Origin of the sequence: Vreelandella rituensis (assembly GCF_003336665.1) — a bacterium.
GTDB classification, from domain to species: Bacteria; Pseudomonadota; Gammaproteobacteria; order Pseudomonadales; family Halomonadaceae; genus Vreelandella; species Vreelandella rituensis.
Genome location: NZ_QPIJ01000001.1, coordinates 75,589 through 88,369 on the forward strand (window position 1 = coordinate 75,589; position 12,781 = coordinate 88,369).

Annotated in this window: 19 protein-coding genes; 10 read left to right on the plus strand and 9 right to left on the minus strand. The window is 57.2% G+C overall.

Annotated elements, in window-relative coordinates; all coding sequences use genetic code 11:
• The first annotated feature begins 10 nt into the window (after nucleotides 1–10).
• On the plus strand, nucleotides 11–457 hold the full coding sequence (locus DU506_RS00470; RefSeq protein ID WP_147273698.1) for a hypothetical protein: 447 nt from the start codon (nucleotides 11–13) through the stop codon (nucleotides 455–457).
• A 44-nt stretch (nucleotides 458–501) separates the two neighbouring features.
• Nucleotides 502–1,461: a hypothetical protein gene (locus DU506_RS00475; RefSeq protein ID WP_114484992.1), complete on the plus strand. Its 960-nt coding sequence runs from the start codon at nucleotides 502–504 to the stop codon at nucleotides 1,459–1,461.
• Nucleotides 1,462–1,546: 85 nt separating this feature from the next.
• Here DU506_RS00475 and DU506_RS00480 read toward each other — a convergent pair whose 3' ends face one another.
• Both DU506_RS00480 and DU506_RS00485 read right to left on the minus strand, forming a co-directional pair.
• Complete coding sequence (locus DU506_RS00480) at nucleotides 1,547–1,888, minus strand: hypothetical protein (RefSeq protein ID WP_114484993.1); 342 nt, start codon at nucleotides 1,886–1,888, stop codon at nucleotides 1,547–1,549.
• A 73-nt stretch (nucleotides 1,889–1,961) separates the two neighbouring features.
• Nucleotides 1,962–2,603: a hypothetical protein gene (locus tag DU506_RS00485; RefSeq protein WP_114484994.1), complete on the minus strand. Its 642-nt coding sequence runs from the start codon at nucleotides 2,601–2,603 to the stop codon at nucleotides 1,962–1,964.
• 204 nt (nucleotides 2,604–2,807) lie between these two features.
• Here DU506_RS00485 and DU506_RS00490 point away from each other — a divergent pair, with 204 nt between their 5' ends.
• From DU506_RS00490 to DU506_RS00515, 6 genes are all read left to right on the plus strand, one after another.
• On the plus strand, nucleotides 2,808–3,095 hold the full coding sequence (locus tag DU506_RS00490) for a hypothetical protein (RefSeq protein ID WP_114484995.1): 288 nt from the start codon (nucleotides 2,808–2,810) through the stop codon (nucleotides 3,093–3,095).
• Nucleotides 3,096–3,109: 14 nt separating this feature from the next.
• A complete protein-coding gene (locus DU506_RS00495; protein WP_114484996.1) occupies nucleotides 3,110–3,865 on the plus strand; it encodes a hypothetical protein in 756 nt (251 codons plus the stop codon).
• A gap of 58 nt (nucleotides 3,866–3,923) precedes the next feature.
• On the plus strand, nucleotides 3,924–4,979 hold the full coding sequence (locus DU506_RS00500) for an AcrVA2 family anti-CRISPR protein (protein ID WP_114484997.1): 1,056 nt from the start codon (nucleotides 3,924–3,926) through the stop codon (nucleotides 4,977–4,979).
• A complete protein-coding gene (locus DU506_RS22730) occupies nucleotides 4,976–5,200 on the plus strand; it encodes a helix-turn-helix domain-containing protein (RefSeq protein ID WP_114484998.1) in 225 nt (74 codons plus the stop codon). The genes DU506_RS00500 and DU506_RS22730 overlap by 4 nt, the downstream gene beginning before the upstream one ends.
• A gap of 93 nt (nucleotides 5,201–5,293) precedes the next feature.
• Complete coding sequence (locus tag DU506_RS00510; protein ID WP_114484999.1) at nucleotides 5,294–6,328, plus strand: hypothetical protein; 1,035 nt, start codon at nucleotides 5,294–5,296, stop codon at nucleotides 6,326–6,328.
• Nucleotides 6,329–6,498: 170 nt separating this feature from the next.
• Nucleotides 6,499–6,960, plus strand: coding sequence for an antitoxin Xre/MbcA/ParS toxin-binding domain-containing protein (locus DU506_RS00515; RefSeq protein ID WP_114485000.1), 462 nt, complete (start codon nucleotides 6,499–6,501; stop codon nucleotides 6,958–6,960).
• Between the two features lie 80 nt (nucleotides 6,961–7,040).
• Here the strand turns inward: DU506_RS00515 and DU506_RS00520 are convergent, their stop codons facing one another.
• The 6 genes from DU506_RS00520 to DU506_RS00550 all read right to left on the minus strand — a co-directional run bounded on the left by DU506_RS00520 (nucleotide 7,041) and on the right by DU506_RS00550 (nucleotide 9,931).
• On the minus strand, nucleotides 7,041–7,331 hold the full coding sequence (locus tag DU506_RS00520; protein WP_114485001.1) for a HigA family addiction module antitoxin: 291 nt from the start codon (nucleotides 7,329–7,331) through the stop codon (nucleotides 7,041–7,043).
• Nucleotides 7,332–7,344: 13 nt separating this feature from the next.
• Complete coding sequence (locus DU506_RS00525) at nucleotides 7,345–7,623, minus strand: type II toxin-antitoxin system RelE/ParE family toxin (protein WP_114485002.1); 279 nt, start codon at nucleotides 7,621–7,623, stop codon at nucleotides 7,345–7,347.
• 68 nt (nucleotides 7,624–7,691) lie between these two features.
• Complete coding sequence (locus DU506_RS00530) at nucleotides 7,692–8,141, minus strand: GNAT family N-acetyltransferase (protein WP_114485003.1); 450 nt, start codon at nucleotides 8,139–8,141, stop codon at nucleotides 7,692–7,694.
• 48 nt (nucleotides 8,142–8,189) lie between these two features.
• Nucleotides 8,190–8,837: a hypothetical protein gene (locus DU506_RS00535; RefSeq protein WP_114485004.1), complete on the minus strand. Its 648-nt coding sequence runs from the start codon at nucleotides 8,835–8,837 to the stop codon at nucleotides 8,190–8,192.
• A 175-nt stretch (nucleotides 8,838–9,012) separates the two neighbouring features.
• Nucleotides 9,013–9,249 (minus strand): TrfB-related DNA-binding protein, encoded by a 237-nt coding sequence (locus DU506_RS00540; RefSeq protein WP_114485005.1) that lies wholly within the window; start codon nucleotides 9,247–9,249, stop codon nucleotides 9,013–9,015.
• A gap of 409 nt (nucleotides 9,250–9,658) precedes the next feature.
• Nucleotides 9,659–9,931 (minus strand): hypothetical protein, encoded by a 273-nt coding sequence (locus tag DU506_RS00550; RefSeq protein WP_114485007.1) that lies wholly within the window; start codon nucleotides 9,929–9,931, stop codon nucleotides 9,659–9,661.
• Nucleotides 9,932–10,259: 328 nt separating this feature from the next.
• Between DU506_RS00550 and DU506_RS00555 the strand changes: the two genes are divergently transcribed.
• Nucleotides 10,260–11,012, plus strand: coding sequence for a hypothetical protein (locus DU506_RS00555; protein WP_114485008.1), 753 nt, complete (start codon nucleotides 10,260–10,262; stop codon nucleotides 11,010–11,012).
• A gap of 106 nt (nucleotides 11,013–11,118) precedes the next feature.
• On the opposite strand, the gene DU506_RS00560 is transcribed toward DU506_RS00555, so the two are convergent.
• Nucleotides 11,119–11,421, minus strand: a complete 303-nt coding sequence (locus DU506_RS00560) for a hypothetical protein (RefSeq protein WP_114485009.1) — start codon at nucleotides 11,419–11,421, stop codon at nucleotides 11,119–11,121.
• Between the two features lie 389 nt (nucleotides 11,422–11,810).
• Here DU506_RS00560 and DU506_RS00565 point away from each other — a divergent pair, with 389 nt between their 5' ends.
• Nucleotides 11,811–12,671 (plus strand): hypothetical protein, encoded by an 861-nt coding sequence (locus tag DU506_RS00565; protein ID WP_147273699.1) that lies wholly within the window; start codon nucleotides 11,811–11,813, stop codon nucleotides 12,669–12,671.
• Nucleotides 12,672–12,781 lie beyond the last annotated feature (110 nt).

Consider the following 12,781-nt stretch of genomic DNA (forward strand, 5'->3'; position numbering starts at 1 on the left):
GAATCGCAGCATGCTGCAGGATGTTTTTCAATTAGAAGGAATTGCAATGCTAAGAATGAAAAAACACCTGATTTTGCCACTCCTGTCTATCGGGATTGGACTGAATGCTATGCCGGCTTCTGCTGAAATAATTTGTAAATCTTCCGAAGCAGCTTTTCTATCAGGGATTAGTTGGGATGTAGAAACTGGGGGGGCGCGCATCAAGTTATCGGACAATAGTATTTATACCGGCAAGGTGGTCCATTCCAGACCACACAGTGATTATGGCGACAAGCTGAACATACTGATCCCTGTCGAACATGACATATTCAGCATGGATCACGCTGAGTTTATCACTTTCCGTACCGATGCTACTTCCAATTATCGCGTTTTAGGCGCCGGCTTTATTACGGTCGATGGGGAGCGGCGAATCGATTTATCCTTCTCTTCGACAACCTATGATTGCATCGAGATGTGATCATGATTCACCGAAAAACAACATGCCAAGAACAAGGTAATGCCATGCTGACGATCACTCGCTGCAAATCTATTCCGGCCTTCACGATCGACGCGGCGTTATATGACAATCCCGAACGTGCGCTTGCGGCCGTGGTGGTTAGCGCTGTAGAACCGTCCCCGGCGTATGTCGAGCGTATTCAGGCGATTGCCGAGGGCATGCCGCTACTGGCTGGCAAAACCTTGCAGTACGCCGAGATTTCTCTTGAAAAGCTAGAGGATGGGGACCTGAACCCCAGTGATAGCCAGGGTATTCGGAGCGTGTTCTTCGATCATCCGGCGATGGTGATCATGGATACGACGCCCATCATGTTTATTCATCATGACCTGGTGAAAGAGTTGGGCGGCATCGATGAAAGCACGCTGCATCATGAGCTGGTGCATGCCGAGCAGGTGTTGAGGGGTGACAGTAGGATCACTGAGGAAGGCATGCACTGGAAAGAGGATTTCCAAAGCAAAGAGGAGGCTTTCAATCTGAGTGCGGCCTTGCATGCACGAGACCCAGGGGCGGTCTATGTGTACCTGAACCTGCCCTGGGAGGAGGAAGCCTTCCGGCGCAGTGAAGGCGATGATAGCTATTTCAACAAACGCATGGATGCGGCAATTAAAAGCCTTTTCTTCAATGTTCAGCAACATGGGCGTGTGGACGATGATCCCTTCTCGCTCGAGGATTACCGCTATGGGTTTCTCTCGTTGTGCGCAGATGCCTTGGGTCAGGAGGGAGCGGGGAGTGACATGGAGGCGGTGACCGGTGCCGCTTTTCAGCAAGTGCTGGAAGAGTGCCATGTCAATCTGGACGATGCCCAGGTAGCGAGTCTGCGAGACGTGATCCATGCCACCTTGGCCCAGGCGGGAGAGGTGTCGCCATTCCCGATCGAGCAGGATCGAAACCAGGTATGCATCAATCTGTATCTTGCCTGCCAGGTGTGGCTGCGTGCGGAATATGCGCGCCAAGAACAAGGCTAAGGATTGCTCGAACCAATGGTTCAGACCGAAGACAAAAGGCGACGTGAGCTTTCTCATCGTCGCCATTGCCGGCCTGCTTTTGCGTTTACCCGCGCCCGATCTGATCGGATTCCTGGCTATCCTCGGCCCGGGTATGCAGTCGGCCAATTTCGATTTCTAAGCGACGCGGCCACCTTAGGATTCCCTTGCGATCATGCTCCTCAAGCAAGCCCTCCAGCACCTCCCTCTGCCACCTCGCTTTGACCCTTTGGCGTGCCGTGGCGTAGTCAAGGCTGTCGGCTTCAGAGCCACCCTTGACGGTAAACAACAGGGCTTCCAGCTCATCCAGTAGCGCAGTCACTTCCTGGGCTTCCATGGAAAGCGTGGGAGCGGGGTTGTTACCGGCGTTTGCGATGCGCGTCCGTAGTGCTTCTATGTCGATGGTCATGGCTGTCTAATCCTGGAGTTGTGACGGTCCCGGCTCTGGGTTGGATGCCCCGGCTCGGCCGGGGCATTGACTGTCACGCGGCTTTCTTTTCACGTTCAAGGGCTTCGGCGGCGGCGATGATCACGTTCAAAGGCGTCATCTTGCCGTTCAGGTAGTAGTAGGTCCGCAGAAACCAAGTGCCGTGTTGGTTGATTACTGAATGTGTATTGGCGTACACAGGCAGGCCGTTGAAGATACGCCCCAGCTCGATGGCCTCCAGGTACTGGGCCTTACGCTTTTCGATCAGCTCTTTCAGGGTCATTTCGGCCTTCACCTGATACTCGCTTGGCTGTTTCTTCGGGGTGACCTTCTCGATGGGAGCGGCCTTGACGGCGGCGCGAGTCTCCAGCAGGAAGGCCATGCGGTTGGCAATATCGTCGCTCAGCTCACGGGTCTTGGCGATGTGGCGGTCGCGCACATGGTGAAGGTCGAAGGGCAGATCGTATGGGTCGACGGTGGAGGTAATGAAGGCGGTCCAGGTTTCGTGATCGGCCGTTTCCCGATCCCCCTCGAACAAGGCCCAGACCACGGTGCTAAAGGCATTACGCAGCAGGTCAAAAGCGCGGTTCAATTTATCGTTGGCATCTTTCTGGGCGCTTTTGCTTCTAAAGCCGGCATCCAGAGCAGCGAGGGCCTTATCGGTGCGAATCTGAGCTTGTTCGAGATGGATGTTCATGGTGACTTCCCCTTTGGTGTCCTTGAGTGCATGTGCTCATAATAAAGGATATATATGCTGCATTCAACCCATATATGGGAAATAAGTTCCGCTTTATTGACTGATTTCGTCTTGACGATACGCGCAATGCGCGTATATTGAAAAGCATGCAAGGCATTAACCGCGCCGGCGGAACCCGGTAAATCTCAAAAGGAGATATCCCTCATGAAGACCATCCAGTACACCACGCCAAAGGGCGGCTTTGTCGTCGTCTTGGAAACCGGTCGCACCCAGAGCGCCCCCGGTGAGTTCTTTTCAATGCTCGAGGGGCGCAAGCCTGCCCAGGTGAGCCTGCCCGATCGCTACCTGATTCAAGATGCTCCGGGAGATGGCTTCGTGCATACCTATGCAACGCCGGGCGTCAACACCCTCGAGGAGGCGATCGCTTACGCCGAGAACCAGGAAGCGCAAAGCGAAACCCTGGCGGCCATTGCCTCCACCATTGCCAAATAACAAGGAGCGTTAACATGGCCACAGCCACCCATTGGACAGTCGAGCAGGGCTTTTACGCCGAGGCACTGGATGATGTGTTTGTTCATGAGGGTATTCCAGTGCTGGTGCACAGCGCCGGTCTCTCACCTCATGCGGTCAGTGAGCATGGCGAGTCGACCCGCGACGTGCCGCACTTCACGATCACCTACTGCAGCAGGACGACACATCCCACTCATCTGGCGCCGCGCACCACTTACACCGATATCCAGGTCACCGGGAATCATGAGTGGGAGCCCAGCGGCATCCGAAGGGTTTTGACCCTTTGGGAAAAGCGACTGTCGGACGTCACGGACCTTGCGCCCTATATCGAGCAAGCCAAGGCCCACCTGGATGTGGCGCTACTGCGGGCCATTCCGGCGCGCTATGCCGAGGCGGATGCCCGCATCGATCAGGCGAACGCATACCCCGACTACCTTTCGCGCCAAGCGTATGAGACTGCCTGTGAGGAAGTGGGCGTGCGATGTTTGGACGATGCGCAATGCAATGGATTGGGCGTTTTCTCGTACCCCTTCTATGACGCAGACACGGTGTTGAGCATGCGCCTGGCTGACAAGCGCTGGCTGCAACGTAATCAGGACGCGAAAGCCAAGGCGGCAGAGGCGTCAATACCTCCGCCACCCGTCTGGGAGATTCCCAAACGCAATGGCCAACTTTGGGAACCCTGCGAGCACTGCGGCAAGGAGCCGATCTATATGCCGCTGCATGTCTGCATGGACTGCTGGCCCAAGTAACCCCCTGAGGCGGCTCTCATAGCCGCCTTTTGCATTTCATTTTTGACTTCGAGGGCCTATGGGTAATCACGCTCCCCGTCCCAAGCAACACCTGATTGCCGCCGGCAAACTTTACCCGGGCGCTTGGCGTGCGGTGGACGACTTTCGCGCCAGCAGAGGGCAGGGCCTTCCCGATTGGCCGGATTGGTGCTTCATCCCGATCGCCGCCACCTTAGCCATCGTGGCTGATGATACGGGCGTCGACGCTGCCATGCTGGGCGTGACCAATCTTGAGCGGGTCGCGGATGCGGCGCGTCTGGCGGCGCTGGCAAGCTGGCGGGTAACCCAGGGGGTGTATCGCTTTGATGAGACGCTATACCCCTGTGTTTTGGATACCCCCCTGGATCGCGAGTTGCCGGTGGAATTGCTCTACCGTCTCCCCGAGTGGTGCGTCTACGTCGAAACGCCGGGGCGCACCTGGATGGAAAGTCCCCTGCATGGGTTCTGGGCGCACCTTGAATTTGATGTGAATACCCAGCGCCATGAGCTGCGCTTACTGCTCGACAGCGAAGCCGTCCTGGCACCGGTGATCCTGCATCTGCATGCCGGCACCTTGCTTGATGCCCTGGAGAGCGGGGTGAAGGAGTCCGTTCGCCAAGCCGTGCGGATCGGGCTTACCCGACAGGCCGCCCAGTTTGTAGATGCTAAGGATGAGATTCGCGCCCTTGCCGAACAGCTGGCGCCTTTGGTATCGCTGCTGATTTATCTGTGCACGCAGGCCGCCGAGGTCGGGACGCCTGATAATCGCCCGGTCAATCCCCGTCCTACCCGCACCAAGCAAGGCTGGCGCCTGTTTCCCGCTCAAAAGGTCAAAACCTGGGAGGTGGGGGTTCGGATGGGGGCCGCCCTGCGTTCTGCCTATCAGCAGCGTGAGTTGGCGGATGTCGCCCCAGAGCCGAGTGATACGCGCCAGCGACCCCACATACGTCGCTCTCACTGGCACGGCTTTTGGACAGGGCCGCGAGATCCAAAGCGCAGCCAGGAGCGGCGTTTCTCGGTGCGCTGGTTGCCACCCATCCCGGTCAATGTCGATGATGTGGCGGAGCTGCCGGTAACCGTGAGGCCGGTGAAGTGACCCCGGCACCCAGCCCCCGCGTATCGCCGACACCGGAGCACATCCGGGAGACCCGCCTGAAGGCTGGGTTGACCCAGACCCAGGCGGGCGCGCTGGTGCACACCACCTGCCGGACCTGGCAGCAGTGGGAAGCCGGCGACAGGGGGATGCACCCAGCGTTCTGGGAGTTGTTCTGCCTCAAGCTTCCCTCAGTGATGGATGAAAGCGTTGGCGATGCCTGAGCGGCGCCAGCCTAAGGGTTGCGATCCAGCAGCCAGGAAGAACCGCCCCGCGTGGCGGAAAACACACAAAAGCAAGTCAAGTAAGGAGCAGGTATGGATGCGGCGTATGTAGAGGCGAGCTACAAAATTGAGCAGGCGTTGCTCGACGCTTATCTCAATGGGGAGGGTACACTGCGTGAGCGCGAGCAAAAAGTCAGGGAAACGCACGAAACACCGGTACTGCCGAACGTCCCATTGCCGGGCATGGTTATTCCAGCGAGCTTTGCTCAGGTGCAGTTTTCTGGGCGAACTTATGAATGGATTAATTGCGTCGGCGGCGCCCATAGCCAGCAGGTTAAGGATGTCCCGGTAACAGATGCGATGATCAGGGAGGCCAAGGATTTTGTGGGAGAGTTGCTGGGAGAAGATGTCCAGGCGATTCGGGTCGTCAGGGTTGCGCCCGAGGTATGGGGTGATCGTGCAGCAGAGGGATTTCTACGTGAGGCGGGCAATGAACTCCCCGTCGTCTTCGTGCCAACAGTGTTTACCTGTCCGGTCGAACTTTTGTGTCACGAGCTGGCGCATGCCGCCCATACGATGGTGCGCCGTCGCACAGGCGACGCGGCCATGGCGCTGGCAAGGCCTGCTAGTGCCGAATTCATTGCCCACTTCGTGCAGTACCGCTATGTGATGGCCTACCTCCAGGAGCAGGATCTGGCCCTTGCCATGGGCCAGCTGACCACAGCGATGTACGCCAAGGCTATCCAGGCCTTCATGTTATCCCAGAAAATCACCACCGGTGAGGAGCTCTGGGACAAGCGAGTGGCACTTCTTGAGTCCGGCCCCGCAAGACCTTTCTTGGAGGCGCTTCCAGACTCAGTTTTGCTCCGTCAATTGCGGGTCTTCGCGGAAGGGCGTCAGGGTCTTGAGGCTGAGTCGGAGCGAGCTCTGGGCATCATGCTGGCGCTACTGTTTATTGATGACCCCAAGGGGGTGAGGGCCTACATGGCGATCGACACCCTGGCGCGCAGCATCGAGGACAAGGTGGCCGAAGCGTTCTCGGCCAACCTGGATGAGCTCTTGCCGGCAGTGGAGGATCGCCTGGAAAGGCTGGTAATTGAGTTGCGTGAGGCGGCCTTGGTAGAGTGATGGCTTCGATCGAATGGGGCTGACACCAGTAGAAGAAGGGCTTCCCGGGAGGGCAGCCCTTCTGGCTTGTGCGAGAGGCGCCAGCGGGATGGCAGTTTAAGGAGGCTCACAGCCGCTAGACATGTCTGGCTGTGAAAGGCGAAAGGACTCAGCAATGGATAGGGGGAGTTGTGGCGCAAAAGGGAATTGCACGCCAGCAGGACGAACGTGGTGCCATGGAGGCCAGTTTCTGGCTGTTTACGCACAGCCTGATGGAGCTCAGTGGCGCTGCGCGCCAGAAGCGCCTCCAGGAAGGGCTTTCCGCAAGTCTGTTTCTGGCGGTGGCGGCAACGTTCCAGCTGAATGACAACCAGGTCGCAATCTTGATTAACGCATCGACCCCCAGATTTGGGCGTCGCAGCGGTGACCGTGAGAAGCGGGAGCGACGGGTAGCCGAACGGCTCGGGAGAATTGCGGCTCTTAGCCATTTCGCCCTGGCGGTGTTCGAGGATGAGCGTGCGGCCACCGACTGGCTGTCACGCCCGAACGAGTCGCTGGGAGGGCAGGTGCCGGTCATGCTCTGTGAAACGCATGAAGGCTCTAGGGAAGTGCGCCGCGTGCTTCATGCCATGGAGTGGGGTGGGGTGGCGTGAAGGCCTAATGAGCTGCCAGAATACAAACGAACCGAGGCGACGGCCTTTGATCAATGGCCGTTGCTCTGCTCGCGCCTTGGTCAGGGTGAGGCTATGGATTGCAATGCTCGGATCGGCGGCTGAGGGTGCTGCTTAGCTTGAGCCAAATCATAGTTGGACTGCATGGCAAGCCAGGCGCGAGCGGTACTAACCCCTGCCATTTCCAAGCGCAAAGCCAGGTCGGGGCTGATTGCCGCCCGACCGTTCAATACGCGAGACAAGGCCACGCGTGACATTCCCAGCCGGTCGGCAGTTTCTTTAACTGATAAGCCAAGCTCGGTAATCACGTCCTCGCGTAGCAGTTCGCCGGGGTGCGGAGGATTCATCATCATGGTGTGCTCTCCTCTAGTGGTAATCAATATAGTTGACCAGTTCAACATCAACCCCAACAAACCGGAAAGTGATGCGCCAGTTGCCATTCACACAGATTGACCAGTATCCCTTCAAATCACCTTTGAGCGGGTGCAGTTTGAAAGAGGGAATATTGAGGTCATCTGGGCTTGCAGCAACATCCAGTAATGCCAGGATACGCCGAAGCTTTGCAGCGTGCGCTGCCTGAATGCCTCGGGTTGTCCCGGTACTATAAAAAGCTTCAAGCCCTTTGTGCCGAAATCCTGTAATCATGCATTCATCGTATCGCGTAACGTTACGCGATACAACTTGTTGAGGCAGATTTTGATGGCGTCAGCGGCTCAGTGACCCAGCACCCCTGTTCCCGGTCGTCGGTAAAGGGTTTCCGAGATGGCGTAGTCCTTGTGCCGCCCCTTGTTCTCAATGAACCCGAGCCCTTGATAGAACGCCTTGAGCCTGGCTTTGCTGCCCCCGAAATCGGTGGTGGGGCTCAGCGCCAGCGTCTTGCCTTGCTGATCGGCCCAGGCCATGACCGTTGCCATGACCGCGGTACCCAGCCCCTGGTTGCGCTGATCCTCGGGTATCACGATTCGCCCCAGGGTGATGACCTCCTTACTGCCGCCCAGATCAAGCTTCAGGCCGGGGTACTGCTCCCGCAGGCTGGCGGATAACCCCTGGGGAGATAGTCGCTCAAGGGGTGGACGCTCTCCGGCTGGCGCGGTCTCAAGGCCAGCATGGGGCTGCTCTCCTGCCGGTGTTCTGGTCTTACCGCCATCGAAGGGAAGGCTCATGGGGTGTAGCTCCTGGTTGGGGCTGGGCGCCGGGGATGGTGACTGTCATCAGGGTGATTTTCCCGCAGGAGACATGATGCCGGACGGCAAGAGATCGCCGGCCGCATTGTCATGCATATCAAGAGCGTCTTGCTCGAGGTCGGCGATGAGGGTGGCCGTGGCGATGCGATTGTCCAGCTGGCGGATGCCGAGCTTGAGCCCGTCAATCCCGCAAGCCCCTTCCGCCTTGAATACCTTGAGGTTGACGTGAACGATCGTTTTGTTGCGTAGCAGCGCCATGGCTTTCGTCAGGCGCCGAGCGTAGCGGATCACCATGGCCCCGTAGGGCGTCTCGGCATCCATGCGCACAGTCAGTTCATTGATGATCTGTCGTGCTTCCTCAAGGTGAAGGTTCAGTATCTGGTTGATGGTGCCCTGGGTATGGCGTGCCTGGGTCAAGGCTTCCTGGAATTCGCCCATCAGCATGGAAAGCCTGTACCTGGCCGAGTGCATCTCTTCCAAGGTGTTCATGGGAAGCTTTGAAAGCTGCATCAGGCGTTCCCGAGAATCCTTGGCCACCACATCAATGTGCATGGCGCCTTTCAAGCAGGCGTGAATCTCCTGGGTAAGGGCACGGCTCACGCGATGCACCGGGGCAAGCTCTGGCAGGTAGGCGGTGGAGGCAAGCAGGGCATTCAGTGCGCTCGAGGGGGTCATGGTGACTCCTTATCAGGCCGGGTTGTCGGCATGTCTTGGTTAGCCAAGGCCCTGTGCAGGCAAAGGGACATATCGCTCCCCCATTGTACCTGCATACAACTTTCTCATGCTGTGCTGACTGCTTTTCCCGGCGTTGTGGTGAGGGTCTGCAGGATGGCTGGCGCTGGCGCGGTGATTATGGGTTGGTGGGCGGTTTATGGCGGCCTGTGGTGAAGTGTTCGCAGATCAGGGCGTAGGCATTCTGGTAGCGATGCACGGCGTTGTAGACGGCGTTGCGCGACGCCCCGGTTGCGCGCATGGCCTCGGCTTGGGCAAGGCCATCGACCAGCACCAGGCGGGCTGCTTGGGCAGAGGGCGAGGCGGTATCCCCGCGGATCAGCTTGGCGATGGTGGCGAATTGCCCTGGGGTCATTTCATTGCTCCGTGTTGCACAGTCAAAAGCTGGGAGAGGCCATGCCCAGGCTGGCGCCTGGGCAAGGCAAGTCAGGTGTTCATGCTTTCTGCCGGTTCGTGTGTGCTGTACGTCACGGCTACGTGCACAGTGACCGTATAGGTGGCGTTGCAGTCACGGCAGGTGATTTCTTCGTGGGATTTATCCGTTACCGAGTCTTCATCTATATGAAGAGCCTCATAGCCACATGATGGGCAGGTGGGGAGCAGGTCCTGGACTGGGAGGACGGGAAGAAAGTTTTCCATGAATGTTCCTTGAGGTTAAGCGGTTGCTTCTGGTTAGCGGCGGTTGCCGCAACTCGGTTTCAGTGCATCTTGCCAAGGGAAAAGCCTCCTCAGATGGGCTTGAGGAGGCTGGGCAGGTAGTAGCCTCAGTCGATGTTGTTCGCAAGAGATTCAACGGCGGTCTCAATGCCTTCTAGGTAAGCCGGGTCTGTTACGTCGATACCGGCGCAGTGGTGCGCCAAAACAAGGCTTTCGATGGCGTCCATCGCGGCCTCGTATGCCTCTGAGGCGTCTGGCAAATGAGCTTCGTGCAGGTCGGAGGTGATTGCGTTGTTCTGGATCTTGATGCCGAAGCAATGCAGCTCAATGAGTTCGTTGCTGGCGTCAGGATATTGCTGTGCGAGGCTGATGTTTTTCATGGGTTTTTCCTTCAGGTTGGGCGGTTGCGTTGGTCTGCGGCGGTTGCCGTCTGACCCCTTGATAATACACACGCCTAGCGATGTGTGTAAATAAAAAAGTGTCATGGTTAGTGCATTATATTATTAGGCATGGCCGGCGCCTACTCGCGGGGATAATTGGCGGTAGACCCGGACAGGAAGACCTTGCCCATGGCCGGTATTGTCCCGGTTTAACGATCCTGCCTTTGTGATTTTACGCAGCGATAACCATTAACCCTGGAGCACTTCACTGATGCTTGGCCGTCACCGCTTATTGGGTGCGACTTACCCGGGAACCTAAAGGATGTTTATGTTCACGAAACTCGTTCATTTCTGGAATGTGCTGCAGACCTCTTGGCAAGATGACCCGGCTGCACGCGGAGCAGCCAAAATGGCGGTAGGCGCGATTCTTACCTTCGAGGGGCTGTTCGGCTCGCTTCGAGACATTGCCGATGGCCCGAACAAGAAGACCGGCGGGATCTTCAGCAACGTCATCGCCTTCGGCATTGGGGTGGCGTTGATCTTCGGCGGCGGCCTGGTGGAGGGGCAGCTGGGCATGAAGGACCCCGTGGAAACCCAGGGCGTGGTGGTTAAGCACGAGCGGACCAAATCCAGCGATAAAATCATGTATCGCGAATACTTTGAGTTCATTGACCATTATGGTCAGACGCAAGTGGTTAGCTCCCGAAGCCGTAGCACCCACCCGCTGGCGATCGGCAAGGAAGTCGTGATCAAGTATGAGCGCAACAACCTTGAACAAGCCGTGCGCGCTGATGGCATCGAAGGGCTGGCGCTGCGTGCCTTCGGGCATTTTGATGTGATTTTGAAGGTGCTTGGCTGGGTTGCGATCGCCTTTGCAGTGGTGGCGTTCACGATCAATGTGGCGTTCATTGCCTTCGGTATCAAGCTGCTTATGGGCGGGCGCCGTGAGCGTGCACAAGCCGGGCAGGACACCTCCCTGGTTAACGATCTGTTCAGCCTTTTAAGCCAGTTGAAAAGCGGAGAGCTAAGTGTGAAGAACACCGCGGCGGGACGCTCTGGCAGATCTCATGGCGGGGATTAGCGGGGAGGGGGTCGTTACGCTTGCATAGCAGCCTTGTCGTCTCTCCAAATACAAAAACAGCTCCTCAGGAGCTGTTTTCGTCAGAACAGGGTGTGAGCAAAGAGAATCAGCTCGCTGTGGTGTTCGCCGTGCTATTGGACTTCTGCAGCATTACCACGCCGCCGACAACACTGCCGGCACCCAGCAGCAAGGCAACAATGCCCGGCATGTAGGACGCCTTGGCCATGCCCATGGCATTGACAGCCTGCGAGCCAAAGCCGCCAAGCATTGCCGAGGCCGAGGCTGCCCCTGCGGCGATTTCGGAGTTTCCCTGGTAGACGTTAAAGGTGGCGATCAAGCCAAATAGCGCCAGCAGCGCACCGATACCCATCAATGCATAGCCTATGACTTTCAGGTTTTGTGCCGACATGCTTTTAATCCTTTACTAACGGTGAAACGCATCCCACGTGATGCGCATTAACTTGCTTCCCGAGATGACGAAAAAGCAGGTGCTTTTATAGCACAAACTCTAATTAAGCACCGGCATTAAAATTAATTTTTTAGAAGAATCACATGCATTTATCACCCTATCTGAATTTTCAAATTAGGCCGGTCTGGATCTATGGGGGCATGGGGCATGGGGGAAATAGAAGATGAGCGAGGCCATCACGCCGGGGTGCGCCGTCTATCAGCAGGGAGACGGATAGCGGGATGGATAACCGGTGGGGGTGGCCGCGCACAGGCTTTTCCGCCATGAATGGCGCTTTTGGTTCATTTAGCGGCCCATGGGTTACTATATTTTCTTTCGATTAATCGTTGATGAGTTTTCCCATGAAAATAAACGCTGGACCACTGCTGGATGCCTTGCATCAGACGGACATGCCGGCGCAAGCCCGGCCGTTGTTGCTAAAAAAACTCAAGGAACACCCGAACCTGTACTTTTGCATGAGCTCATTTTCGGTTTCGCCGCCGGCTGACGAGAACGATTGCGCCCAGGTGGTGGCAAGCTTTAAATGCCGCGTGGATTTGTATCAATACACCACGTCCGTTAGCGGCCAGCTGACAGTGGGTTTTACCCTGACGGCCGACCTGAATGCCGGAGATCCGGCGGAGCCTCTGGCTTATCATTTTCCGTTGGATGTGGCGCCTCAATGCACGTTCAGCCAGCCAACCAGTGATCCGTTGTACATGCGGGACGACGATCAGTCAGACTATGGAACGGTTCCTCCGCTGCCCGATGTTTCCGACGATGAGTTGGCGGGCTTTATGGTGAATTTGGCCTTGTCGCGACTGCCGGAAACCACCGAGGACGCGGAGATCTATTTGGAGCAGGGCGACATTGGGTTGTTCGGATTCTATGTTACATGCCGTGTGCCGAGGACCGATCAGCCTGACCTTTTGTTCGACGGCACGCATCTCCAGGAAGTGAGTGAGCAAACTAACGAGAAAACGATTGTTACCCTGGCGCTGTATCATACGCGTAAATCGGGGTATGTCGCGCACAGGCAAACGGAGACGGGGAACCGCAAGCGCCTCGCATCCGGTCACCTCAATTGCTTTTCGGTACACGAAGGGTTCGTGGCTGAATCTCCCGAGGCGATGATCGAGGCGCTGGGCTTTGGCGATGCCGAAAAGGCGCTGTATGAGGCGATGGCGTGGGAAACGGCGCAAAGGATTTAATCCGGCGCGGGCAGTGTGAGCGGGTCATCTCCATGCTGCGCTCCAGACAGTCCCGGGCAGTGTGGGCGCCGGGGTGAAGAGGACTATAGTCCGTGGTGGCGTAACGCAAT

What these genes read in the sequence shown, in the direction of transcription:
- DU506_RS00470 (WP_147273698.1), top strand. Translation starts at nt 11, where the DNA reads ATGCTGCAGGATGTTTTTCAATTAGAAGGAATTGCAATGCTAAGAATG.
- DU506_RS00475 (WP_114484992.1), top strand. Translation starts at nt 502, where the DNA reads ATGCTGACGATCACTCGCTGCAAATCTATTCCGGCCTTCACGATCGAC.
- DU506_RS00480 (WP_114484993.1), bottom strand. Translation starts at nt 1,888, where the DNA reads ATGACCATCGACATAGAAGCACTACGGACGCGCATCGCAAACGCCGGT.
- DU506_RS00485 (WP_114484994.1), bottom strand. Translation starts at nt 2,603, where the DNA reads ATGAACATCCATCTCGAACAAGCTCAGATTCGCACCGATAAGGCCCTC.
- DU506_RS00490 (WP_114484995.1), top strand. Translation starts at nt 2,808, where the DNA reads ATGAAGACCATCCAGTACACCACGCCAAAGGGCGGCTTTGTCGTCGTC.
- DU506_RS00495 (WP_114484996.1), top strand. Translation starts at nt 3,110, where the DNA reads ATGGCCACAGCCACCCATTGGACAGTCGAGCAGGGCTTTTACGCCGAG.
- DU506_RS00500 (WP_114484997.1), top strand. Translation starts at nt 3,924, where the DNA reads ATGGGTAATCACGCTCCCCGTCCCAAGCAACACCTGATTGCCGCCGGC.
- DU506_RS00510 (WP_114484999.1), top strand. Translation starts at nt 5,294, where the DNA reads ATGGATGCGGCGTATGTAGAGGCGAGCTACAAAATTGAGCAGGCGTTG.
- DU506_RS00520 (WP_114485001.1), bottom strand. Translation starts at nt 7,331, where the DNA reads ATGATGATGAATCCTCCGCACCCCGGCGAACTGCTACGCGAGGACGTG.
- DU506_RS00525 (WP_114485002.1), bottom strand. Translation starts at nt 7,623, where the DNA reads ATGATTACAGGATTTCGGCACAAAGGGCTTGAAGCTTTTTATAGTACC.
- DU506_RS00530 (WP_114485003.1), bottom strand. Translation starts at nt 8,141, where the DNA reads ATGAGCCTTCCCTTCGATGGCGGTAAGACCAGAACACCGGCAGGAGAG.
- DU506_RS00535 (WP_114485004.1), bottom strand. Translation starts at nt 8,837, where the DNA reads ATGACCCCCTCGAGCGCACTGAATGCCCTGCTTGCCTCCACCGCCTAC.
- DU506_RS00540 (WP_114485005.1), bottom strand. Translation starts at nt 9,249, where the DNA reads ATGACCCCAGGGCAATTCGCCACCATCGCCAAGCTGATCCGCGGGGAT.
- DU506_RS00550 (WP_114485007.1), bottom strand. Translation starts at nt 9,931, where the DNA reads ATGAAAAACATCAGCCTCGCACAGCAATATCCTGACGCCAGCAACGAA.
- DU506_RS00555 (WP_114485008.1), top strand. Translation starts at nt 10,260, where the DNA reads ATGTTCACGAAACTCGTTCATTTCTGGAATGTGCTGCAGACCTCTTGG.
- DU506_RS00560 (WP_114485009.1), bottom strand. Translation starts at nt 11,421, where the DNA reads ATGTCGGCACAAAACCTGAAAGTCATAGGCTATGCATTGATGGGTATC.
- DU506_RS00565 (WP_147273699.1), top strand. Translation starts at nt 11,811, where the DNA reads ATGAGTTTTCCCATGAAAATAAACGCTGGACCACTGCTGGATGCCTTG.